The following is a 22,938-nucleotide window of genomic DNA, read 5'->3' on the forward strand; positions in this document are numbered from 1 at the left end:
GACCCACAAAAAAGCCGTCGCGAAGACGGCTGATTCGTAACGGCGGCGACTGATCAGCGTCGGGTCAGCAACACGCCGGATTCCATGTGATGGGTCCACGGGAACTGGTCGAACATCGCGCATTGAGTGATGCGGTGAGTGTCGTGCAGTTGGGCGATGTTGGCTGCCAACGTTTCCGGGTTACAGGAGATGTACAGAATGTTGTCGAAGCGCCGGGTCAACTCGCAGGTGTCCGGGTCCATGCCGGCGCGAGGCGGGTCGACGAAGACGCTGCCGAACTCATAGCTCTTCAGGTCGATGCCCTGCAGGCGACGGAACGGGCGCACTTCGTTCAGCGCTTCGGTGAGTTCCTCGGCGGACAAACGCACCAGCGTGACGTTATCCACCGCGTTTTCGCTGAGGTTGCTCAGCGCCGCGTTGACCGAGGTTTTACTGATTTCGGTGGCCAACACTTTGCGCACGCGGGTGGCGAGCGGCAAGGTGAAGTTGCCATTGCCGCAATACAGTTCCAGCAAATCGTCGGGACGATCACCCAGGGCGTCGTAGGCCCAGTTGAGCATCTTCTGGTTTACCGTGCCGTTCGGCTGAGTGAACGCGCCTTCAGGCTGGCGATAGCTGAAGGTGCGGCCGCCGACTTCAAGTTGCTCAACCACGTAATCATGGCCGATCACTTCGCGCTTGCCCTTCGAGCGGCCGATCACGCTGACATTCAGCTCAGTCGCCAGTTTGGCTGCAGCCGTGTGCCAGTGCTCGTCCAGTGGGCGGTGATAACACAGCGTGATCATCGCATCGCCGGACAGCGTGGTCAGGAACTCCACCTGAAACAACTTGTGGCTCAGTGCCGCGCTGGCTTTCCACGCCGCTTTGAGTTGCGGCATCAATTGGTTGATACGCAGGCTGGCGATCGGGAACTCTTCGATCAGGATCGGCGTGCGTTTATCTTCCAGGGAAAACATCGCGTAATGACGCTCGCCGGCCTCGCGCCACAAACGAAATTCGGCGCGCAAGCGAAAGTTTTGCAGCGGTGAATCGAAAACGGCCGGCTCTGGCGCATCGAACGGGGCCAGCAGGTCACGCAATCGCGTGACCTTTTCTGCGAGTTGAACGGCGTAGGCTTGAGAATCAAAAGTCATGCGTTAAACCAACCCAACTTGATCACGAACAGAATCGACAGAATCACCAGTGCCGGGTTCAGCTCACGGGCGCGTCCGGACAGAAACTTGATCGCGGTCCACGAAATGAAGCCGAAGGCGATGCCGTTGGCGATGGAGTAAGTGAACGGCATGGCCAGCGCAGTGACTACGACCGGTGCGGCAACGGTGATGTCGTCCCAGTCTATTTCGGCCAGGCCTGAGGTCATCAGCACGGCGACGAACAGCAGTGCGGGGGCGGTAGCAAATGGCGGAACGCTGGAAGCCAATGGCGAGAAGAACAGCGCCAGCAGGAACAGAATCGCCACCACAATGGCCGTCAGGCCAGTGCGGCCGCCAGCACTGACGCCGGCTGCAGATTCGATGTAGCTGGTGGTGGTCGAGGTGCCCAACAACGAACCGGCCATGGCGGCGGTGCTGTCTGCGATCAGCGCGCGACCCATTTTCGGCATGTGGCCGTCCTTGCCCATCAGGCCCGCGCGCTTGGCAACCCCGATCAGCGTGCCGGAGTTGTCGAACAGGTCAACGAACAGGAAGGCAAAAATCACGCTGACCAGACCGATGTCCAGCGCGCCCTTAATGTCCAGTTGCAAAAAGGTTGGCGCCAGCGATGGAGGCATCGACATCACGCCGCCGAACGGGGTGAAGCCCATGACAATCGAAACGATGGTCACCGCTAGAATACCGATCAACACCGCGCCGCGAATCTTCAAGGCTTCTAGGGCCACGATCAGGGCAAAACCCAAGGTCGCGAGGATAGGCGCCGGTTGCTTGAGATCGCCCAAGCCAACCATGGTTGCCGGGTTGCTGACGACGATGCCGGCGTTATGCAGGGCAATCAGCGCCAGGAACAGGCCGATGCCGGCTGCAATCGCCGAGCGCAGCGGCAACGGGATGCTGTTGATGATCCATTCGCGGATACGGAAGATCGACAGCAGGAAGAACAGCACCGCCGAAATGAACACCGCACCCAACGCTACTTGCCAGGTATGGCCCATGTGCAAAACCACGGTGTAGGTAAAGAAGGCGTTCAGGCCCATGCCCGGCGCCAGCGCGATCGGGTAGTTGGCAATCAGGCCCATCACCGTGGAGCCGATGGCGGCTGCCAGGCAGGTCGCGACAAACACCGCGCCTTTGTCCATGCCGGTCTCGCCGAGAATGCTCGGGTTGACGAACAAAATGTAGGCCATGGCCAGGAAAGTTGTGACGCCCGCCAGAATCTCGGTCCGCACGTTGGTGTTGTGTGCCTTGAGTTGAAACAGCCTTTCCAGCATGTCTGCTCCCCGTGGCGCGCCCGGCGCCGTGAATGTATCGACCTCAACAGCAAAGCACAGACCACTGAAGGCGCCCGGGAATTTTGTGTCGGTCCCAAAAAGCCGCGCATCATACCAGCAGCGTGGGGCGATGGCTGCCTATGGCTGTGATCGTCGTCGATGTTTTGCGTTAAAGCCTAATCAGCCATACTGCGCGCCTGTTTCGGGGGCACGGTTTTGCATGGAAAAGGGTATTGCATGAAAAAGTCACGGTTAGCGCTGTTGGGGACGATGATCGCCTTGATGCTGGGGGCCAACACGGCGTTGGCTGCGTCGGCACCAGCACTGAGCCAAGTGAAGGTGCTGAAGGTTGAATCCCCTTCCTGCGGTTTTGAAGACATCGTCGAGGGTCAGGCGCAGACGACCTGCAACCATACCGGTGCGAACATCAAGGTGTACGTATTGGAGGTGGGCTACGGTCGCGGCGCGCAAGTAGGGCTGGACGGTTTTGTGCTGAATGGCACGCGAACGCCGGTGTGTGCTTTTGATAATGGCAACCTCACCGAATGCACCGTGGGCAGAAAAACGGTCGGCTATTTGTACGTATTCGATCTGGCCGGCAAACAGGAAGGCACCTTCACGTTCAGCAATACCTCGCTCAACTCACCGGGCAACACCCTGTCAACGCAGCTTTACATCAAATAAAGGCAGGTTCGAACACGGGCGGCAAAGCTGACTACGCTTTAAAGACCTTCCCGTGGACCGTGCCCATGACCTTTAGAGCCCTGATTGCCCTTGCCGAGGGCATCGACGATTTGCAAGCAGTAACCCTGGTCGATGTACTGCGCCGCGCCCAGGTTGAAGTGGTGGTGGCCAGCGTCGAAGGACGGCGCATGCTGACCTGTGCTCGCGGCACGCGCCTGACCGCCGATGCAATGCTGGTCGATTTGCTTGCCCAACCCTTCGACCTGATCGCGCTGCCCGGAGGCCAGGTCGGCGCGCGGCACTTGGCCGCCCATCAACCACTGCAACAGTTGCTCAAGGATCAAGCCGCCGCTGGTCGCTTGTTTGCCGCTATCGCCGAAACCCCGGCCGTGGCGCTGCAAGCCTTTGGCGTGCTGCGTCAGCGGCGCATGACCTGTCTGCCATCGGCCAGCCATCAACTGTCGGGCTGCACGTTCGTCGACCAGCCAGTGGTGGTCGACGGTAACTGCATCACGGCTCAGGGCTCGGGTGCAGCCTTGCAGTTTGCCCTGACGCTAGTGGAGCAGCTCTGCGGTAAATCCACGCGAGCGATGGTGGCGAAAGAGCTGTTGGTTTAGCACGCCGCTGTTACCACGGATCAATTCCCTTGAACGCCCATACCACCCCGAAGTCGTACCCCTTATGACGGCGGTTTGCCAAAACGCCGCGAACGTATGACCAACCGTGAGGTGTTTATGAGCGCGACCCCACTCGACGCGGCGCAGCCGTCGTTTACCCGTCATCCGCTGCGCCTGACCCTGAACGGTGAGTGGCGTCAGCTTGAGGTTTTGCCCTGGACTACGTTGCTCGACCTGTTGCGTGAGCACTTGGACCTGATCGGCACCAAGAAGGGCTGTGACCACGGCCAGTGCGGCGCGTGCACCGTGTTGCTGAACGGTAAACGGGTGAATGCCTGCCTGACGCTGGCGGTGATGTGCGACGGTGCCGAGTTGACCACTGTTGAAGGCCTGGCCGTCGGGGATGAGTTGCACCCGATGCAGCAGGCTTTTATCAAACACGATGCCTTTCAGTGCGGCTATTGCACGCCCGGGCAGCTCTGTTCAGCAGTGGGTCTGGCCAATGAAGGTCGGGCACACACCACTGCGCACATTCAGGAACTGATGAGCGGTAATCTGTGCCGCTGCGGCGCGTACAACAACATCCGCGATGCCATTGAAGAAGCGCTTCCGGCCTGTCGCCAGCCAGTGCAAGGAGATGGCCAATGAATCCTTTTCACTACAGCAAACCGGACTCGGTGCAGGACGCTGTCCATCTGGCCGGTCCGGCCTCTCGTTTTATTGCCGGCGGCACCAACCTGCTGGATTTGATGAAGGAAAACCTGACCCGCCCTGAGCATCTGATCGACATCACCGGGCTGCCGCTGCGCGAAGTCAGCCCGACCGCTAAAGGAGGCGTAATGATCGGGGCGCTGGTCAGCAACGCCGATCTGGCATGGCATCCGTTGATCGAAACCCGTTATCCATTGTTGTCCCAAGCCATTTTGGCGGGGGCTTCGCCGCAACTGCGCAACATGGCGAGCACTGGCGGCAATCTGCTGCAACGCACGCGTTGCTATTATTTTTACGACGCCAGCGTGCCCTGTAACAAGCGTAACCCCGGCAGCGGTTGCCCGGCGCGTGATGGTTTGAACCGCATTCACGCGATTTTCGGCGCAAGTGCACAGTGCGTCGCCACGCACCCCTCCGACATGTGCGTGGCACTGGCTGCGCTGGAAGCCTTGGTTCATGTGCAAGGCCGTGGTGGGGCGAGAACCATCGAATTCGCCGACTTCCATCGCTTGCCGGGCGACGCGCCGGAGCGTGATAACCAATTGGCCGACGATGAGCTGATCACCGCCATTGAACTGCCTGCCGCCGGTTTTGCCGACTACAGCCATTATCTGAAAATTCGTGATCGGGCCTCTTATGCGTTTGCATTGGTGTCGGTCGCCGCAGCGCTCGAGATGACCGGGCCGATCATTCGTGAGGCGCGCCTGGTGTTGGGCGGCGTTGCGCACAAGCCTTGGCGCGATAAAGCAGTGGAAGCCTGGCTGGTCGGCAAAGCGGTCAGTCGTGAAACCTTCAGCACCGCCGCCGATGCTCTGCTGCAAAACGCCGAACCGCTTGAGCACAACGCTTTCAAGGTCAAATTGGCGCGTCGGGCGATTGTCCGCGCATTAAGCGATGCCGCGTTGGGAGGCCAAGCCTGATGAACACTTTTACCAAGCCGATGGGCCAGCCACTGGACCGGGTTGACGGTCATCTGAAAGTCACCGGTCAGGCACGTTACGCGGGCGAGTTTGGGGCGCCCGGCCTGCTGCATGGCAGCGTGGTTTCCAGCACCATCGCCAGTGGGCGCGTGGTCGGCATTGATGTAACGCAAGCGCTGGCGCTGCCCGGCGTCATCGCCGTTATCGATCACACCAATCGGCCAAGAATCGCCAGTTACGACGAAGACTATGAAGACGCCGACTCGGCCAAAGGTTCACCGTTTCGCCCGTTGTACAACGACCGGGTCCTGTACAGCGGCCAGCCGTTGGCCCTGGTCGTTGCAGATAATCTTGAGTTGGCGCGGTATGCCGGTTCGCTGGTGACGATCGAATACGAGGCCGAGGCGCATCAAACCGACCTCATCAGCCAGCAGGGTGATGCCCACTCAGCGCCCGCCGAAGTGCCCAAGCCTCGCGGGAATTTTCAGGCCGAGTTTGCCGGCGCAGCCATGCGCCTGGATTTGAACTACAGCACGCCAATCGAGCACCACAACCCTATGGAACCGCACGCCAGCACGGTGCTGTTTCAGGCCGACGGCAGTCTGCACATCCACGACAAGACTCAAGGTCCGCAGAACTGCCAGTCTTATGTGCAAAAAGTGTTCGGCCTGGCAAAAGAACATGTGAGGGTATTTGCGGCCTACGTCGGCGGGGCATTCGGCTCCGGCTTGCGCCCGCAATATCAATTGCCACTGGCGGTGATGGCCGCGTTGCACCTCAAGCGTTCGGTGCGCGTTACCTTGACGCGTCAGCAGATGTTCACCTTTGGTTATCGTCCTCGCACCTTGCAACGCCTGCAATTGGGCGCCGCCGCGAATGGACGGTTGCTGGCCATCGGTCACACTGCTATCGGCCAGACTTCACGGTTCGAGGATTTCACCGAACACGTGGTGGAGTGGAGCGGCATGCTTTACCACTGCGACAACGTGCAGCTGACGTACAAATTGGTGCCGCTGGATGTGTTCACGCCGCTGGACATGCGTGCGCCCGGCGCCGCGCTGGGATTGGTCGGCCTCGAATGTGCGATGGACGAATTGGCCTGTGCGCTGGCGATCGACCCGGTACAACTGCGCCTGATCAACTACAGCGAGCGTAACCAGAACGAAGACAAGCCCTATTCCAGCAAAGCGTTGCGCGAATGCTACGCCCAGGGCGCCGAACGCTTTGGCTGGGAGAAGCGCAACGCCGAACCGCGCAGCATGCGTCATGGCCGGCAATTAGTGGGCTGGGGCATGGCGGGCGGCGTCTGGGAGGCGTTGCAGATGAAAGCGAGTGCCAAAGCACAACTCGATCACAACGGCAAACTCACAGTCAGCAGCGCAACAACGGATATCGGCACCGGGACCTACACGGTGATGACCCAAATCGCTGCACAGGCCTCAGGTGTTTCGTTGCCGGACGTGACGTTTGTGCTCGGGGACTCCTCGCTGCCCACAGCACCATTGCAGGGCGGATCGTTCACCGTTTCCTCGGTGGGCACGGCGGTGCAGCAAGCCTGTGAAGCCTTGAAGGAAAAACTGTTGGCGATAGCGCGGCAAACGTCTCCGGCCTTCAGTGGCGTGACCACGGAGCAAGCGGTTTTCGAAGACGGATTTCTGTCATTCGGTGAGGCGCGAATCACGTTGGCTGAACTGGTTGAGGGCAGCGGGGAGGCGGTGATTGAAGTCCAGGTGGACGCCGAACCCGACAAACAGCGTGACGCCTACGCGACTGCGACTCACTCGGCGGTATTTGTCGAAGTATGGGTGGATGAGGATTTGGGCTCGGTCAAAGTCAATCGGGTGGTGAGCGCGATTGCCGCCGGTCGAGTGGTGAATCCGAAAATGGCTCGCAGCCAGATTCTCGGCGGTGTGGTGTGGGGCATTGGTATGGCGCTGCACGAAGAGACCCAGACGGACCATGCGCTGGGTCGGCATATGAACCACAGCCTGGCCGAATATCACATTCCGGTTAACGCCGATATTGGCGACATTGACGTACTTTTTGTTGAAGAACACGACGAGATCGTCAACGCCCTCGGGTCGAAGGGTGTCGGTGAAATCGGCATCGTCGGCGTTGCGGCGGCGGTGGCCAATGCCATTTATCACGCCACCGGCAAACGGGTGCGGGATTTCCCCATCACCCTCGACAAGCTGCTTTAAACCTTGGCTTCTTCGACCGGCACGTGCATGCGGTCGCGGTTGGCCAAGGTCGGGAACAGTTTGATCCAGACCCCGGTCACCACCAGCGTGCCGATACCGCCCATGACCACTGCCGGCACGGTGCCGAACCAATGGGCGGTGACGCCGGATTCAAACTCGCCGAGCTGATTCGAGGCGCCGATAAACAACCCGTTCACGGCGCTGACCCGGCCGCGCATTTCGTCCGGGGTTTCGAGTTGTACGAAGGACGCGCGAATCACCATGCTGATCATGTCCGCGGCGCCCAGTACCACCAGCACTGCCAGCGAAAACCAGAACGAGGTCGACAGCCCGAACGCGATGGTGGCAACGCCGAAAACCCCGACGGCGGTAAACATCACCCGGCCGACCTTGCGATCCACGGAAAACCGCGCCAGCCACAGCGACATCAGCAATGCGCCGACTGCCGGCGCCGAGCGCAACAGGCCGAGGCCCCACGGGCCGGTCAGCAGAATGTCTTTGGCGAACACCGGCAGCAGCGCCGTTGCGCCGCCCAGCAACACGGCAAACAAATCCAGGGAAATCGCCCCGAGGATGTCGGGGCGGCTGCGAATGAAGCGGATACCCGCCAGCAGAGAATCAAGCGTCGCCTTGCCCTTGTTCAGCGGCGTTTGCCGGGCGGGCAAGTTGAGCATCAAACCGCACGCAATGATGTACAGGACCACGGTCGGGCCGTAGACCCAGACACTGCCGAAGGCGTACAGCAAACCGCCGAGCGCCGGGGCCACGATGGTGGCCGACTGTTGCGCCGATTGTGCGGCAGCGACGGCGCGGGGGAACAAGGCTGACGGCACGATGCTGGGCAGCAACGCCTGGGTGGTGGGCATTTCGAAGGAGCGGGCAGCGCCGAGCAGGAACGCGAGGATAAAGATCATTTCGCGGGTGACATGATCGGTTGCACTGCCTATGGCCAGTGACAGGGCAATCAGCGCTTGAACCGACTGGCAGATGGCCGCGACTTTGCGCCGGTCGTAGCGGTCGGCGACATGCCCGGTGTGCAACATGAACAGCACACGCGGGGCGAACTCCACCAGACCGACCAAACCCAGGTCCAGCACGTTGCCGGTTAGTTGATACAGGTTCCAGCCGATGGCGACGGTGAGCATTTGAAAGCCGCTGGCGGTAAATATCCGAGCCAGCCAGAACGCGAGAAAAGGGCGGTGATGACGTAACAGCAACGGTTCTTGGCTGGGCATCTGGAGGAAAATCTGAGCGGGGAGAGGGGCGAGATTATCACCAACCTGTAACCAAAAGTTGCGGTTCGCGGCAATTTAGTTAGCTAGACACCGATTCAACGGGCCCCGGCGCGATGAGGCAACCTGTCACGCGGCAAAAGACCACACCGGTCACCCTCGAAAATGGGACTACTCTTTCAATCATGCTTGATCCAGATCAAAACCCTTGGTGGAAATGATCCGGCGGCCATAAGGCCAGACTCCCTACGTTGTGATGTTTGTAAAAAAAGAACGAATTCGAATTCGCCACACTCCATATCCGTGGGGGCAGTGGGTGCAGGGCCACAAGCCTCGCAGCCGGTTTTACCTGACAGAGGAAGACTTATGTTCGGTTTAGAGGCACTTGATCTCGCCCGGATGCAGTTCGCGTTCACCATCTCATTCCACATCCTGTTCCCGGCCATCACCATTGGCCTGGCGAGTTACTTGGCGGTACTCGAAGGTTTGTGGCTGAAAACCCACAACGATACCTACCGCGATCTGTACCACTTCTGGTCAAAGATCTTTGCCGTCAACTTCGGCATGGGCGTGGTCTCCGGACTGGTGATGGCCTATCAGTTCGGTACCAACTGGAGCCGCTTCTCGGACTTCGCAGGTGCTGTTACCGGGCCACTACTGACGTATGAAGTACTCACAGCCTTCTTCCTCGAAGCCGGTTTCCTTGGCGTCATGCTGTTCGGCTGGAACAAGGTCGGGCGCAAGCTGCACTTCTTCTCCACCGTCATGGTGGCCGTCGGCACATTGATTTCAACGTTCTGGATCCTGGCCTCCAACAGCTGGATGCAAACGCCTCAGGGCTTTGAAATCATCGACGGCCGGATCATCCCGGTGGACTGGCTGGCGGTGATCTTCAATCCATCCTTCCCGTACCGTTTGGCGCACATGGCCACTGCGGCATTTGTAGCGACCGCGTTCTTCGTCGGTTCGTCAGCGGCCTGGCATTTGCTGCGCGGCAAGGACAACCCGGCGATCCGCACCATGCTGTCGATGGCGATGTGGATGGCGTTGATCGTGGCGCCGATTCAAGCGGTCATCGGTGACTTCCATGGCCTCAATACGCTTGAGCACCAACCGGCAAAAATCGCGGCCATCGAAGGGCATTGGGAAAATATCGGTGATGAACCGACGCCGCTGATCCTGTTCGGCTGGCCGGACATGAAAGCCGAGAAGACTAAGTATGCGGTCGAAATCCCCTACATGGGCAGTTTGATCCTCACCCACTCGCTGACCAAGCAAGTGCCAGCGCTCAAGGACTTCCCGCCTGAGGACCGGCCGAATTCGACCATTGTGTTCTGGTCGTTCCGGGTCATGGTCGGCTTGGGTTTCCTGATGATTTTTACCGGTTTGTGGAGTTTGTGGCTGCGCAAGAGCGACAAGATGTACACCTCGCGGCCGTTCTTGTACCTGGCGTTATGGATGGGCCCGTCCGGCCTGATTGCGATTCTCGCCGGTTGGTTCACCACCGAGATCGGCCGTCAGCCGTGGGTGGTGTATGGCCTGATGCGCACGGCGGATGCGTCCTCCAATCACAGCTTCATGCAAATGAGCATCACCCTGGTCCTGTTTGTCGTGGTGTATTTCGCGCTGTTCGGTGCGGGCCTCGGCTACATGATGCGCCTGGTGCGCAAAGGGCCGAAGATCGACGAAGGCAAGGAAACCAACGATGGCGGTCCAGGGCAGAAACGCACACCGGCCCGTCCGCTGTCCGCAGCTGACGATGATGGCAGCGATGCCGACCACCGCCCCAGCCTGACCAAGGAGACTTAAGTCATGGGTATTGATCTTCCGCTGATCTGGGCCGTGATCATCATCTTCGGCATCATGATGTACGTGGTCATGGACGGTTTTGATCTGGGCATCGGGATTCTTTTCCCGTTCATCCCGGGCAAGACTGACCGTGATGTAATGATGAACACCGTCGCCCCGGTGTGGGACGGCAACGAAACCTGGCTGGTGCTCGGTGGCGCGGCGTTGTTTGGCGCCTTTCCACTGGCCTATTCAGTGGTGCTCTCGGCGTTGTACCTGCCGCTGATCTTTATGCTGATCGGGCTGATCTTCCGCGGTGTGGCGTTTGAGTTCCGCTTCAAGGCCAAGGACGACAAGCGCCATCTCTGGGACAAGGCCTTCATCGGCGGTTCTGTGGCGGCAACGTTCTTCCAGGGCGTGGCGCTGGGGGCGTTCATCGATGGGCTGCCGGTGGTCAATCGTCAATTTGCCGGGGGCTCACTGGACTGGCTCACGCCGTTTACCTTGTTCTGCGGCTTGGCGCTCGTCGTGGCTTATGCGCTGCTCGGTTGCACCTGGCTGATCATGAAAACCGAGGGCAAGTTACAAGAGCAGATGCATAACCTGGCGCGGCCGTTAGCCTTTGTGGTGCTGGCCGTGATCGGTATTGTCAGCCTCTGGACGCCGTTGGCGCATGCCGAGATCGCGGCTCGCTGGTTCACATTGCCAAACCTGTTCTGGTTCTTGCCGGTGCCGATTCTGGTATTGGTGACCATGTACGGCTTGATTCGCGCCGTGGCGCGTAATGCGCATTACACGCCGTTCCTGTTGACGCTGGTGCTGATTTTCCTCGGCTACAGCGGTTTGGGTATCAGCCTGTGGCCGAACATCGTGCCCCCTTCGATCTCGATCTGGGACGCTGCCGCACCGCCGCAAAGTCAGGGTTTCATGTTGGTGGGCACGTTATTCATCATCCCGTTCATCCTGGGTTACACCTTCTGGAGCTACTACGTGTTCCGCGGCAAGGTCACCCATGAAGATGGCTACCACTAGAGGAGATTCCGATGATGGCCGGCAAACCTTCTTTGCAGGAAATCGAAGCAGCCGAGAAAAAGCCGCTGTGGCAGCGGCTCGGTTGGTTGGCGATGATCTGGACCGGCAGTGTCGTGGCGTTGTTCATCGTTGCGAGCCTGATGCGCATGTTCATGAACGCTGCAGGTTTAACCACCCACTGATCCCGTGATTCCCGTCCCGGTGATGGGTGCCGGGAATCAAACCCTCCTCGCTGGAGGGTTTTTTTTTGCGTTATTTGCGTGCTTTGAGAATGACGAACTTGGGCGTTGCCGCCACTTGCTCGACGCCACGGAACAGGCGCGCAAGCTTGCTGTGATAGCCCAGGTGACGATTGCCGACGATGTACAGTGCACCACCAATAACCAGTGCTTCGCGAGCCTGCTGGAACATGCGCCATGCCAGGAAATCGCCGACGACTTGCTGCTGATGGAACGGTGGATTGCACAGTACTACGTCTAGCGATTGCGCTTCCTGACCGGCCAGGCCATCGCCGGCCCGCAGGATCACTTCCCTGTCACCGAGCGCGGCTTGCCAGTTTTCGGCGGCCGATTGCACCGCCATGAACGACTCGTCCACGAGCGTGTAGTGCGCCTCGGGATTTTGCAGGGCGCTGGCGATGGCCAGCACGCCGTTGCCGCAACCCAGATCCGCTATTCGCGCGGCGCCAAGATTTCTCGGCAAGTGCGGCAAAAACGCTCGGGTACCGATATCCAATCCTTCGCGGCAGAACACATTGGCATGGTTAAGCAGTTCGATGGCCGGCTCGTCGAGCGTGTAGCGGGTCGGGTAAGGCGATGTGGCGGGCGTTTTGGGCTGCGCGGTAGCGATCAACAGCCGCGCCTTTTTCACGGCCAGGGAGGCCTGTACGGGACCGATATAGCGCTCCAGCAAATCACCGGCAGCACGCGGTAGATGCTTGACCATGGCGCCCGCGATCACTTGGGCGCCCGGTGCCAAATGACCTTGCAGACGAATCAGTTGCTCTTCGAGCAATGCCAGCGTCTTCGGCACGCGCACCAGAACCCGGTCGAAGAGACCGGCGAAGGTGTGATTGGCGGGCACGCCGGGCACGGCATCGAATGCCATGCCATTACGAATCAAATTCTTCTCCAACCCCTGAAATGCCAGGAACGAGTCGCCGCTGCTCGTCACTTGAACCTTGCCAGCCACGCTTGCAGCCAATGCGCCAAAGCTATCGTTGAGTACCAGCACTCGGCAGTCAGCGGCCGGTTGTTGTTCGGCCAGATAAGCGAGCAGGTACTCATCGGCCGCATCGAACGCCTGCAGCGGTTCGTTGGGCTGTTCGGGCTGGCGAATCAGGTCGAGGTGGGCGAAGGGCGTTTCGAGCAAAGGCATGGGGTGGGGCTCTGGGGTTATCAACAGGTATCCCGCAGCCATGAAGGCGTGCTAACGGGCGGGACCGACCGAGTGGATTGCATCGCGCGTGAGAGTTCACACATCCACACTCGGGAGGGACCGCAAATGTTACGTTTTTTTCTTTTGGATTACTCGCAGGTTTTCACATCAGGGAAAGATCAAGCCTGCTTTCATGGCAGCCATGACCGCAGAAGTCTTGTTATTGACCCCGAATTTCAAGATTGAGCTTTGCATATGAAAGCTGACCGTACGCGGGGTGACGTTGAGGATTATCGCTGTCTGCCCAGCAGTTTTACCGTCGGCTGCCAGCGTCAATACGTCGATTTCTCGTTGTGAAAGATGCGGAGGCCCCCTGCCGGCGGCGAGTTTGGGCTGTTGCTGTACATTCAACAGGTGCAGATGTCGCCCAATAAGTCCTGAAAATCCGAGGGTTTCATACAGCTCTATGGCCGTGATTGGACAATGGCTTCTCGCGAGGCTGAGGATGCTGCAAAAACCAGTGACCTCATCATGGATCGACTGTGACCACCCGTGCTGTAAACCTTGATTTTCCAGCGACTCCCATAACCATGGGGTCTTGGAAAAAAGCTCTCGATGCCACAGAACAGGCATCATGCTTTGATTGCATTGTGCTACTACTGGGTCGATTGAAATTGACTGCTTCTCTTCATATTCCTTGCTGAAAATCGCCGGGTAATTATTGAATTGCATTTTATTTAGCGGCGGTGAAATATTGATGAAACTTGTTGAGAAGGCGAAAAACTTGAAACCGATATTTTTCGCGAAACCTAATGATATTCGGTAGGCATTATTTATTTCCGTTGCGCACAGCAGTTGTTGAAGCTGGGTTTCTTTCCACCTTTCCATGGGGAACTCCAAATAAATGCTTGGGTGAAAAAATGACGACGGAATATGACGCAGTTTTATTGTAGGATTATTCTTACAGTCGCGTCAGACTTTTTAGCTTTGCACTCATAGTAAAAACACGATTAATATTTTAAAGAGATTGAAATTAAGGTCTCGGTTTTAAATGATGTATTAAATGTAATAAGTGATGTTTATTAACTGCATGGTTAGTTTTTGTTTGAGCTCTACAAACTGTTTTTCTTTCTTTGCTAATGGCATTACAAAACGTCGGTTTTTTATCCGCCAGCTTTGCGGGACACTGGGGCTCTGTTGAAGGGAGTGCCAAATGACCGCCAGTGCAGAAAAATTCACTCGCCAGACCTTGCTCGACGTCCAGCCGTTGACGCCCAATCTCTTTACCCTGCGCACAACCAGAGACCCCGGGTTCCGCTTTCGTGCAGGGCAATTCGCCCGTTTGGGCGTGGCTAAACAAGATGGCAACATCGTTTGGCGGGCTTATTCGATGGTTTCGTCGCCTTTTGACGAACATCTCGAGTTTTTCTCGATTGTGGTGCCGGGAGGCGAATTCACCAGTGAGCTAAGTCGCTTAGCCGTAGGCGATACGCTTTTCGTGGACCGCCAGGCGTTTGGTTACTTGACTCTTGATCGCTTCGTCGATGGCCGGGACCTATGGTTATTGTCCACCGGCACCGGTGTTGCGCCGTTTTTGTCGATCCTGCAGGACTTCGAGGTCTGGGAGAAATTCGAACGCATCATCCTGGTTTACAGCGTGCGTGAAGCGCGGGAGCTGGCGTATCAAGCGCTGATAGAGGGGCTAAAGCAGCGCGACTATTTAAGGGAGTACGCACACAAGCTGCAGTTTATTCCCACAGTCACTCGTGAGCAGCATCCGGGGGCCCTGAATGGTCGCATCACCACACTGATTGAGAGTGGAGAGCTGGAGGCGGCGGCGGGCGTGCCGCTCACAGCTGAACATTCGCGGGTGATGCTTTGCGGCAATCCAGAAATGATCGATGAAACGCGCAAACTGCTAAAAAATCGTGACATGAATCTAAGCCTCAGTCGCCGTCCAGGGCAGGTGGCAGTTGAGACCTACTGGTAAAAATAATGGCGCTCAAGGCGCCATTATTTATGATGCTACGTTTTCAGGGGCGAGTGTTCTGCGCCTTCAGAAGGTCGCGGATTTCGCCCAGTAATTCTTCTTCTTTGGTCGGAACCGGCGGCAGCGTAGGCGCCACGGCCTCTTCGCGCTTCAGGCGGTTGATGGCTTTGACGCCCATGAAGATCGCGAAAGCGACAATCAAAAAGTCGATTACGGTCTGGATGAATTTACCGTACGCCAGCACCACTGCTGGCACCGCGCCGTCGGCACTTTTGAGCGTTACGGCCAAATCGCTGAAGTCGACTCCGCCAATCAGCATGCCCAACGGCGGCATGACGATGTCGCCGACAAAGGACGAAACGATCTTGCCGAAAGCGGCCCCGATGATGATACCGACAGCCATGTCGACCACATTCCCTTTGACCGCGAAGGCCTTGAACTCACTTAGCACGCCCATAGGTTATTTCCTTGTTACAGATGAGGTTGGTGAAGGCAGTGTAAATCAGCAAAACGGATCTTGCTCGAAACACCTGCTTACAGCTCTTGCCTGCTGTCGACCTGATCAGCGAGGAAAAGTTTTCTGAAATGTCTAACCTCATCGCCGCACATTTGGCTGGAGATAGGGGAGGCAACCTCTGATGTGAAAGTATTTAGTTGCCGCTATTTTTGTTTGTTTTCTTGAGTTCTGAGGCGGTTGCATTGATTAAGTGGCGCGATTCGACATAGCTGCATTGGTAAAGTTTCATTTAGTTTTGAATATTTTTTAATATGAATGGAGTGTGGTGTTCCGAGGTGTCATTTAAAGTTTGATCGGGGTCGTTTTTTATTTTATAAAAAATTGTACAGTGTGTTGTCTCTGTACATTTATATTGAGTTAAATTGGTTTTTGTATAGCTTTTAGTGGTTTTCATTAACTCATAATCAATAAGTGCAGTTGAAAGTTATACGGGTTTCTTTATTGGTAATTCCGTATAGCCATTAGTTCTCGACATTAATATCGAAGGGCCATCAATCGACGACAAGGCTCTGATTCTTTCCAGCTGAGTTATCATGCGATCTTTTGCCGGGAGTACAAATGGCCAAGGCTAAACGCATGTATGGCTGCACCGAGTGCGGCTCGACGTTCCCGAAGTGGGCCGGCCAATGTGGTGAGTGCGGCGCCTGGAATACCCTGACCGAAACCATGGTCGAGAGCGGCGGTGCTGCGCCTCCCAGCGGCCGCACCGGCTGGACGGGGCAGCAAGCGCAAATCAGAACCCTGGCCGAAGTCAGTGTTGAAGAAATCCCGCGTTTTTCCACCGCCTCCAGCGAGCTCGACCGTGTGTTGGGCGGTGGTCTGGTCGACGGCTCGGTCGTGCTGATCGGCGGTGATCCTGGCATCGGTAAGTCGACCATTCTCCTGCAAACCCTGTGCAACCTCGCCAAGAGCATGCCGGCGCTCTATGTCACCGGTGAGGAATCTCAACAGCAAGTGGCCATGCGCGCCCGACGTCTGGGTTTGCCCCAGGACAAGCTGCGGGTAATGACCGAAACCTGTATCGAAACCATCATTGCCACGGCCCGGGTGGAAAAACCCAAGGTCATGGTGATCGACTCCATTCAAACGATTTTCACTGAGCAGCTGCAATCGGCGCCGGGCGGGGTATCCCAGGTCCGCGAGAGTGCAGCGTTGTTGGTGCGTTACGCCAAGCAAAGCGGCACAGCGATCTTCCTCGTAGGCCATGTCACTAAAGAAGGCGCGCTGGCCGGCCCACGCGTGCTGGAGCATATGGTCGACACCGTTTTGTACTTCGAAGGTGAGTCCGATGGGCGTTTGCGCTTGTTGCGCGCGGTGAAAAACCGTTTTGGCGCGGTCAATGAGCTGGGCGTATTCGGCATGACAGACAAGGGTTTGAAAGAAGTCTCCAACCCGTCGGCGATTTTTCTGACCCGTGCACAGGAAGAAGTGCCGGGCAGTGTGGTAATGGCTACCTGGGAAGGCACCCGGCCGATGCTGGTGGAGGTTCAAGCCCTGGTGGACGATAGCCACCTTGCCAACCCGCGTCGCGTAACCCTGGGCCTGGACCAAAACCGACTGGCGATGTTGTTGGCGGTGTTGCACCGTCACGGCGGCATTCCAACCCACGATCAAGACGTGTTTCTCAACGTGGTGGGCGGCGTCAAGGTGCTTGAAACCGCTTCCGACCTGGCATTGATGGCGGCGGTCATGTCCAGTTTGCGCAACCGGCCATTGCCTCACGATCTGTTGGTGTTTGGCGAAGTCGGGCTGTCTGGCGAGGTGCGTCCGGTGCCCAGCGGTCAGGAGCGCTTGAAGGAAGCGGCCAAGCATGGCTTCAAACGCGCAATCGTGCCCAAAGGCAATGCGCCTAAGGAGTCTCCGCCAGGGTTGCAGATTATTGCGGTGACGCGCCTGGAACAGGCCCTCGACGCGTTGTTTGAATAAGCCTGTGGAGCGCCTCGGTGGTCAAACTTCGATCAGCGCTCCCAGCTCTCTTTCGAGCGCCTGCGGGTCGCCGAGGTTGAGTTCGATCAACCGCCGCAGGCGCTCGATGGATTCAAGGCTTATGTGGCGGCACACGAATCCGAGCTGACCATGGTCTTCGTGAGCCAGTTGCACGTCCATCTTGATCTCGACCTCATCGCTTAAATGAATGTCGACGGAAAAATCCTTTCCCGCTTCTCCCAGCCACGGCTCGGGCCGTTCGATCAGTAAACCCTTCAGTGACAGGTCTATCAGTTTCACCGGCCAAATGAATTCGCCCTGGCTGAGCTCGGTTCGGGCATCGAACTCAATACGTTTAAAGCGACGTCTTTCGGCGGGGTGCTCGCTCATGGCGCAATCCTCGTTAGATTCGCTGACTATAGACCCGCATTGTCGCAGCCTGCCAGCACGGCCCAAGCCTCTAGACCAATGTCGGGGTATGGTCTTTGCCGTCAGGAGAGCTAAACTCGAGGTGGCTGTCTTTCTTGTCCACCCTGGCTGGAATAATAAAATGAAAAATAATAATAGCCTGCTACGCCACTTACCCTGGCTGTTGCTGGCAATCGTAGGAGCGTGCGCCCTTGGCGTAGTGGCATTGCGTCGAGGCGAGGCGATCAACGCCTTATGGATTGTGGTTGCCGCGGTGGCCATTTATCTGGTTGCTTACCGTTACTACAGTCTGTTCATCGCTAACCATGTGATGCAGCTCGACCCGCGACGGGCCACCCCCGCCGTCGTCAACAATGACGGTCTGGACTACGTTCCGACCAATAAACATATCCTTTTCGGACACCACTTCGCGGCCATCGCTGGCGCGGGGCCTTTGGTCGGTCCGGTATTGGCGGCGCAGATGGGCTACCTGCCGGGTACGCTCTGGCTGATTGCCGGCGTGGTACTGGCCGGTGCCGTTCAGGACTTCATGGTCCTGTTCATGTCCACCCGCCGCAATGGCCGTTCACTGGGCGACATGGTCCGTGAAGAAATGGGCCGCATTCCCGGCACCATCGCCTTGTTTGGCTGCTTCCTGATCATGATCATCATCCTCGCCGTGTTGGCGCTGATCGTGGTTAAAGCCCTGGCCGAAAGTCCGTGGGGTATTTTCACGGTGATGGCGACCATCCCGATCGCGATGTTCATGGGCATTTACATGCGCTACATCCGTCCGGGCCGCATCGGCGAGATTTCCGTCGTCGGCGTTTTACTGTTGCTGGGGTCGATCTGGCTCGGCGGGCAAATTGCTGCTGATCCGGTCTGGGCCAAAGCCTTCAGTTTTACCGGGATTCAAATTACCTGGATGCTGGTCGGTTACGGTTTTGTTGCCGCAGTATTGCCGGTATGGCTGATTCTGGCACCGCGTGATTACCTGTCGACCTTCCTCAAAATCGGCACCATCATCGCGCTGGCCATCGGCATTCTGTTCACCATGCCCGAGCTGAAAATGCCAGCGCTGACCCAGTTCATCGATGGCACAGGTCCGGTGTGGAAGGGCGGTCTGTTCCCGTTCCTGTTCATTACTATCGCCTGTGGCGCGGTATCGGGTTTCCACGCACTGATTGCTTCCGGCACCACGCCGAAATTGCTCGCCAGTGAGGGCCATGCCCGTTACATCGGTTACGGCGGCATGCTGATGGAATCTTTCGTGGCCATCATGGCAATGGTTGCCGCATCGGTGATCGAGCCAGGCGTGTACTTTGCCATGAACAGCCCGGCAGCTATCGTTGGCGGTGATGTCGTGCAAGTTGCGCAAACCGTCAGCAGCTGGGGTTTCGCAATTACCCCGGAAGCACTGCAAGCCGTCGCCCGGGATATCGGTGAAACCACCGTCCTGGCACGTGCCGGTGGTGCTCCAACGCTCGCGGTGGGTATCGCACAGATCCTGCACAGTGTTCTGCCGGGTGAAAACACCATGGCATTCTGGTACCACTTTGCGATCCTGTTCGAAGCGCTGTTTATCCTGACCGCTGTCGACGCCGGCACTCGAGCTGGACGTTTCATGCTGCAGGACCTGCTCGGGACGTTCGTGCCCGCGCTTAAACGGACCGAGTCCTGGACGGCCAACCTGATTGCGACGGCAGGGTGCGTGGCGATGTGGGGTTACTTGCTGTACCAGGGCGTGATCGATCCGCTGGGTGGCATCAACACCTTGTGGCCGCTGTTCGGCATCTCCAACCAGATGCTGGCCGGTATCGCGCTGATGCTCGCTACCGTTGTGCTGATCAAAATGAAGCGCCAACGCTACATCTGGGTCACCATGTTGCCGGCAGTCTGGCTGCTGATCTGCACCGTCACCGCAGGCTTCATCAAGCTGTTCGACGCTAATCCGGCGATCGGTTTCCTGTCGCTGGCCAAGAAATACAGCGATGCGCTGGCCAACGGCCAGATCCTCGCCCCGGCGAAGGACATCACGCAGATGCAGCACGTGATATTCAACGCCTACACCAACGCAACGCTGACAGCGCTGTTCCTGTTCGTGGTCTTCAGTATTCTGTTCTACGCGCTCAAAGTCGGCATTGCCGCTTGGGGCACTAAAGAACGTACGGATAAAGAAGCGCCATTCCAGGCCTTGCCAGACGCGTAAACGAGGATTGCAACCATGTTCAATGACCTGAGTCGCCTCGGTAAATACCTCGGTCAGGCTGCGCGCCTGATGGTCGGCATGCCCGACTACGACAACTACGTCGAGCATATGCAAACCAAACACCCGGACAAACCGATGATGTCCTACGAAATGTTCTTCCGGGAACGCCAAGAGGCTCGTTACGGTGGCAAGGGTGGGCCGAAGTGCTGTTGAACCGGTTGTCGGATTAGCCGGAATCCAGTGGGAGCTAGCCTGCTAGCGATGGCGGACTGTCAATCAACAGTGATGTTGAATGTTCAGCCGCCATCGCTGGCAGGCCAGCTCCCATATTTATTTTGGGTTGATACTTTAATTTTGTGAGTCAGGAGATCCAGTTTGTCCTCTCCCATCCCCGTCACGATCCTCAGCGGCTTCCTCGGTGCGGGCAAAACCACGCTCTTGCGCCATCTGCTTAAAGCCGAGCATGGCCTTAAAATCGCCGTGATCGAGAACGAATTCAGTGACGCCGGCATCGACACCCAACTATTGGGCGACGAGCCGGTGCAAGTCATGACGCTGTCCAATGGTTGCGTCTGCTGCACCATCCATACCGACCTGACCAAGGCCTTGTACCTGCTGCTGGAACGCCTGGACAGTGGTGAAATCGCCTTCGATAGACTGGTAATCGAGTGCACCGGTCTGGCCGATCCTGCTCCGGTGGCGCAAACCTTTTTCATTGATGAGGAACTGCGCGAGCGCTACATCCTCGACGGCATCATCACCTTGGTGGACGCCGCACACGCCGACATTCACCTGAGCCAGACCATTGCCCAGGCGCAGGTCGGTTTCGCCGACCGTTTGCTGGTGAGCAAGCGTGATCTGGTGGATGAGCCGACGTTCGCCGCGCTCAGTGAACGCCTTGCGCGCATCAACCGTCGTGCGCCCATTCGTGTGGTTGAACACGGCAAAATCGACCTGGCCGAATTGCTCGACGTACGCGGGTTCAACCTCAACGCCGACCTCGGCGGTGGTGTGAGTTTGCGTCCGGTCAGCAAAGCGCCTTCCATCGACCGCATTTCCAGTCTGGTGCTGCGCACCGACAAGCCGCTGGATATCGACAAGCTCAGCGAGTTCATGAATGAACTGCTGGAAGAGCATGGCAAGCAACTGCTGCGTTACAAAGGCGTGCTGAGCATTGCCGGCGAGCCACGGCGGATGGTGTTTCAGGGCGTTCTGAAGCTGTACGGCTTCGACTGGGACACGGAATGGGCCGAAGACGAAGCACGGGAAAGCGTGATCGTATTTATTGCCGATGATTTGCCGGAAGAGAAAATTCGCGAAGGGTTTGCGCGGGTGGCGGCGGAATAAGGGCACAAACCTTCAGCGTTTTCGAGGGCGCTGTCGCGAGTTCACGCCTGCTCCCACAGGGCGATGCATTGCCAAGTGTGGGAGTGGGCTTGCTCGTGAAAGCGACCTAACCGGCAACACTGTTTTTGCTGAATAGCGGCGCTGAGCTTATCAACACCGCTTGCACGTGATCCAAGTGAGCGCTTAACAAAGCTTCAGCCATGGTGGCATCTTGCCGGGCTACCGCGTCCAGAATCCTCTGGTGTGCCTGCCACACGCAATCCCCTTCCAACTGCGCTTCAAATTGCGCAATCGCCAACGAAGTTATTGTCACCAAGCTGCCGAGAAAATGCGCCAACGGGGAATTCCCAGCCATCTCGGCCAATCCTGAGTGGAATTCACCCGACAAGCGGATCGACGTGCCTCGCGCGCCGCAGTGGCGCTCGCTATCGATCAATTCACCCAGACGTTGTAATGCGCGCGGTCGAAGCTGCTGGCAGGCGAGTCGCACCAGTGTGATCTCGGTCAGGCGTCGCGCATGCAGCGTCTGCCGAACCTGCTCGGCATCAAGCAAAGCCACGCGCGGTCGATGATTGGAGCGCAGCACAATGACCTGCTGATGGGACAGTTGCGTCAGCACACCACGAATATCACTGCGTCGAGCGCCGAACATCTGCGCCAGGCTTTCTTCCGTAAAGCGACTCGTCGTGTCGATGCGCTGGTCGAGAATGGCGTCGAAAACCCGCGCGTACAAATCTTCCGTGGACGGAGAAAAGGGCAAGGCAACACGAGTCTGCAGTGAGGCGAAGCTGTTCATGGCCTGTCTCCGGTTTAAAAAATGTTCAACTGCCGAGGTTGTCGTCCGGGATGTTCAATTCAATGCCCATCCGCTGGCCTTCGCGAAGAATGTGCCGGCGCATTTCGGCGCTGGCCTGGGCGCTGTTCTTGCTGCGGATCGCGCGCACCACGGCTTCGTTTTCTTCAAGGCGCTCGGCCAAATGCTCGGGAGAGTTGCGCAGTACCTCGGCACTTTGCTTGAGTGCATTGCTGGTCTGTTGCACCACGCTTTGGAAGATCGGATTCGAGGTCAGCGTGAACAACTCTTCGTGGAACGCGATGTAGGCGTTGACCCCGGCCTCGGCGTCGTTGGCTTCCAGTGCCTCGCGCATGTCCATCAGGGTCAGGCGCAGTTGCCCGACTTCCTTGCTGCTGATCGACTGCGCCACCAGACCGACGATGAACGGCTCAAGCGTGTAGCGCAGTTGCAGCACGTCTTCCAGGCTGGCGCCGGCGACCGCACTGTCGTGGTGTTGGCTGTCGCTGAGGTTGGCATCCAGCACCACCACGCCTTTGCCCGGCATCGAGCGCACCAGGCCGAGGGTTTCCAGCACGATCACCGCTTCACGCAAGCTCGGGCGGCTGATGCCCAGTTGTTCGGCCAGATCACGCTGGCCCGGCAGCATTTCGCCGGAACGCCACTGACCACGGGCCAGTGCGGCCCGAAGGTTTTCTACGACTGAATTGACGACCGTTGAGGTGGTAATCACTGTTCGCTCCATGGATTGGGCGGGCCTG

General features: G+C 57.8%; 22 protein-coding genes. 13 read left to right on the top strand and 9 right to left on the bottom strand.

What is annotated here, in order from left to right; translation table 11 throughout:
* Positions 1-53: 53 nt before the first annotated feature.
* Positions 54-1,133: a tRNA (uridine(54)-C5)-methyltransferase TrmA gene (trmA, locus tag ACQR3R_RS26640; protein WP_428277007.1), complete on the bottom strand. Its 1,080-nt coding sequence runs from the start codon at positions 1,131-1,133 to the stop codon at positions 54-56.
* Complete coding sequence (locus ACQR3R_RS26645) at positions 1,130-2,425, bottom strand: solute carrier family 23 protein (RefSeq protein ID WP_428277009.1); 1,296 nt, start codon at positions 2,423-2,425, stop codon at positions 1,130-1,132. Before ACQR3R_RS26645 ends, trmA begins: the two co-directional genes overlap by 4 nt.
* 237 nt (positions 2,426-2,662) lie before the next feature.
* Between ACQR3R_RS26645 and ACQR3R_RS26650 the strand changes: the two genes are divergently transcribed.
* The 5 genes from ACQR3R_RS26650 (at position 2,663) to ACQR3R_RS26670 (ending at position 7,558) form a co-directional block, all read left to right on the top strand.
* Positions 2,663-3,109 (top strand): DUF4879 domain-containing protein, encoded by a 447-nt coding sequence (locus ACQR3R_RS26650; RefSeq protein WP_428277011.1) that lies wholly within the window; start codon positions 2,663-2,665, stop codon positions 3,107-3,109.
* 65 nt (positions 3,110-3,174) lie between these two features.
* Entirely contained in the window at positions 3,175-3,726 is a 552-nt protein-coding gene (locus ACQR3R_RS26655; RefSeq protein WP_428277013.1) for a DJ-1 family glyoxalase III, read from the top strand.
* 117 nt (positions 3,727-3,843) lie between these two features.
* Positions 3,844-4,374, top strand: coding sequence for a 2Fe-2S iron-sulfur cluster-binding protein (locus tag ACQR3R_RS26660; RefSeq protein WP_428277015.1), 531 nt, complete (start codon positions 3,844-3,846; stop codon positions 4,372-4,374).
* Positions 4,371-5,357, top strand: coding sequence for an FAD binding domain-containing protein (locus ACQR3R_RS26665; RefSeq protein WP_428277017.1), 987 nt, complete (start codon positions 4,371-4,373; stop codon positions 5,355-5,357). Before ACQR3R_RS26660 ends, ACQR3R_RS26665 begins: the two co-directional genes overlap by 4 nt.
* Complete coding sequence (locus ACQR3R_RS26670) at positions 5,357-7,558, top strand: molybdopterin cofactor-binding domain-containing protein (RefSeq protein ID WP_428277019.1); 2,202 nt, start codon at positions 5,357-5,359, stop codon at positions 7,556-7,558. The genes ACQR3R_RS26665 and ACQR3R_RS26670 overlap by 1 nt, the downstream gene beginning before the upstream one ends.
* Here the strand turns inward: ACQR3R_RS26670 and ACQR3R_RS26675 are convergent.
* Positions 7,555-8,793, bottom strand: a complete 1,239-nt coding sequence (locus ACQR3R_RS26675; protein WP_428277021.1) for an MFS transporter — start codon at positions 8,791-8,793, stop codon at positions 7,555-7,557. The two genes, ACQR3R_RS26670 and ACQR3R_RS26675, sit on opposite strands and share 4 nt — an antisense overlap.
* A gap of 363 nt (positions 8,794-9,156) precedes the next feature.
* Here ACQR3R_RS26675 and ACQR3R_RS26680 point away from each other — a divergent pair, with 363 nt between their 5' ends.
* From ACQR3R_RS26680 to ACQR3R_RS26690, 3 genes are read left to right on the top strand one after another with little or no spacing between them, the layout of a single operon-like run.
* Positions 9,157-10,599 carry a cytochrome ubiquinol oxidase subunit I gene (locus ACQR3R_RS26680; protein WP_428277023.1) on the top strand — a complete coding sequence of 481 codons (1,443 nt, stop codon included), beginning with the start codon at positions 9,157-9,159 and terminating at the stop codon, positions 10,597-10,599.
* 3 nt (positions 10,600-10,602) lie between these two features.
* The gene (cydB, locus tag ACQR3R_RS26685) at positions 10,603-11,610 is read left to right on the top strand and encodes a cytochrome d ubiquinol oxidase subunit II (protein WP_428277025.1); all 1,008 of its coding nucleotides are present in this window, start codon (positions 10,603-10,605) and stop codon (positions 11,608-11,610) included.
* A gap of 11 nt (positions 11,611-11,621) precedes the next feature.
* Entirely contained in the window at positions 11,622-11,792 is a 171-nt protein-coding gene (locus ACQR3R_RS26690; RefSeq protein ID WP_428277027.1) for a DUF2474 family protein, read from the top strand.
* A 70-nt stretch (positions 11,793-11,862) separates the two neighbouring features.
* Here the strand turns inward: ACQR3R_RS26690 and ACQR3R_RS26695 are convergent, their stop codons facing one another.
* Both ACQR3R_RS26695 and ACQR3R_RS26700 read right to left on the bottom strand, forming a co-directional pair.
* Positions 11,863-12,987 carry a methyltransferase gene (locus ACQR3R_RS26695; RefSeq protein WP_428277029.1) on the bottom strand — a complete coding sequence of 375 codons (1,125 nt, stop codon included), beginning with the start codon at positions 12,985-12,987 and terminating at the stop codon, positions 11,863-11,865.
* Between the two features lie 168 nt (positions 12,988-13,155).
* Complete coding sequence (locus ACQR3R_RS26700; RefSeq protein ID WP_428277031.1) at positions 13,156-13,875, bottom strand: autoinducer binding domain-containing protein; 720 nt, start codon at positions 13,873-13,875, stop codon at positions 13,156-13,158.
* A 325-nt stretch (positions 13,876-14,200) separates the two neighbouring features.
* Between ACQR3R_RS26700 and ACQR3R_RS26705 the strand changes: the two genes are divergently transcribed.
* Positions 14,201-14,977 carry an FAD-binding oxidoreductase gene (locus ACQR3R_RS26705; RefSeq protein WP_428277033.1) on the top strand — a complete coding sequence of 259 codons (777 nt, stop codon included), beginning with the start codon at positions 14,201-14,203 and terminating at the stop codon, positions 14,975-14,977.
* Positions 14,978-15,020: 43 nt separating this feature from the next.
* Here ACQR3R_RS26705 and mscL read toward each other — a convergent pair whose 3' ends face one another.
* Positions 15,021-15,434, bottom strand: coding sequence for a large-conductance mechanosensitive channel protein MscL (gene mscL / locus ACQR3R_RS26710; RefSeq protein ID WP_428277035.1), 414 nt, complete (start codon positions 15,432-15,434; stop codon positions 15,021-15,023).
* Positions 15,435-16,052: 618 nt separating this feature from the next.
* Between mscL and radA the strand changes: the two genes are divergently transcribed.
* The gene (gene radA / locus ACQR3R_RS26715) at positions 16,053-17,420 is read left to right on the top strand and encodes a DNA repair protein RadA (RefSeq protein WP_428277037.1); all 1,368 of its coding nucleotides are present in this window, start codon (positions 16,053-16,055) and stop codon (positions 17,418-17,420) included.
* A 21-nt stretch (positions 17,421-17,441) separates the two neighbouring features.
* Here radA and ACQR3R_RS26720 read toward each other — a convergent pair whose 3' ends face one another.
* Positions 17,442-17,810 carry a PilZ domain-containing protein gene (locus ACQR3R_RS26720; protein WP_428277039.1) on the bottom strand — a complete coding sequence of 123 codons (369 nt, stop codon included), beginning with the start codon at positions 17,808-17,810 and terminating at the stop codon, positions 17,442-17,444.
* 160 nt (positions 17,811-17,970) lie between these two features.
* Between ACQR3R_RS26720 and ACQR3R_RS26725 the strand changes: the two genes are divergently transcribed.
* The 3 genes from ACQR3R_RS26725 to yjiA all read left to right on the top strand — a co-directional run bounded on the left by ACQR3R_RS26725 (position 17,971) and on the right by yjiA (position 21,384).
* The gene (locus tag ACQR3R_RS26725; RefSeq protein ID WP_428277041.1) at positions 17,971-20,037 is read left to right on the top strand and encodes a carbon starvation CstA family protein; all 2,067 of its coding nucleotides are present in this window, start codon (positions 17,971-17,973) and stop codon (positions 20,035-20,037) included.
* 15 nt (positions 20,038-20,052) lie between these two features.
* Positions 20,053-20,250: a YbdD/YjiX family protein gene (locus tag ACQR3R_RS26730; RefSeq protein ID WP_010467494.1), complete on the top strand. Its 198-nt coding sequence runs from the start codon at positions 20,053-20,055 to the stop codon at positions 20,248-20,250.
* Between the two features lie 162 nt (positions 20,251-20,412).
* On the top strand, positions 20,413-21,384 hold the full coding sequence (gene yjiA / locus ACQR3R_RS26735) for a GTPase (RefSeq protein ID WP_428277043.1): 972 nt from the start codon (positions 20,413-20,415) through the stop codon (positions 21,382-21,384).
* Between the two features lie 106 nt (positions 21,385-21,490).
* On the opposite strand, the gene ACQR3R_RS26740 is transcribed toward yjiA, so the two are convergent.
* Both ACQR3R_RS26740 and ACQR3R_RS26745 read right to left on the bottom strand, forming a co-directional pair.
* Positions 21,491-22,180: an FCD domain-containing protein gene (locus ACQR3R_RS26740; protein ID WP_428277045.1), complete on the bottom strand. Its 690-nt coding sequence runs from the start codon at positions 22,178-22,180 to the stop codon at positions 21,491-21,493.
* Between the two features lie 25 nt (positions 22,181-22,205).
* A complete protein-coding gene (locus ACQR3R_RS26745) occupies positions 22,206-22,910 on the bottom strand; it encodes an FCD domain-containing protein (protein ID WP_428277047.1) in 705 nt (234 codons plus the stop codon).
* Positions 22,911-22,938: the final 28 nt, after the last annotated feature.

It is taken from the genome of Gordonia sp. IEGM753, assembly GCF_050321825.1.
Lineage (GTDB): Bacteria > Pseudomonadota > Gammaproteobacteria > Pseudomonadales > Pseudomonadaceae > Aquipseudomonas.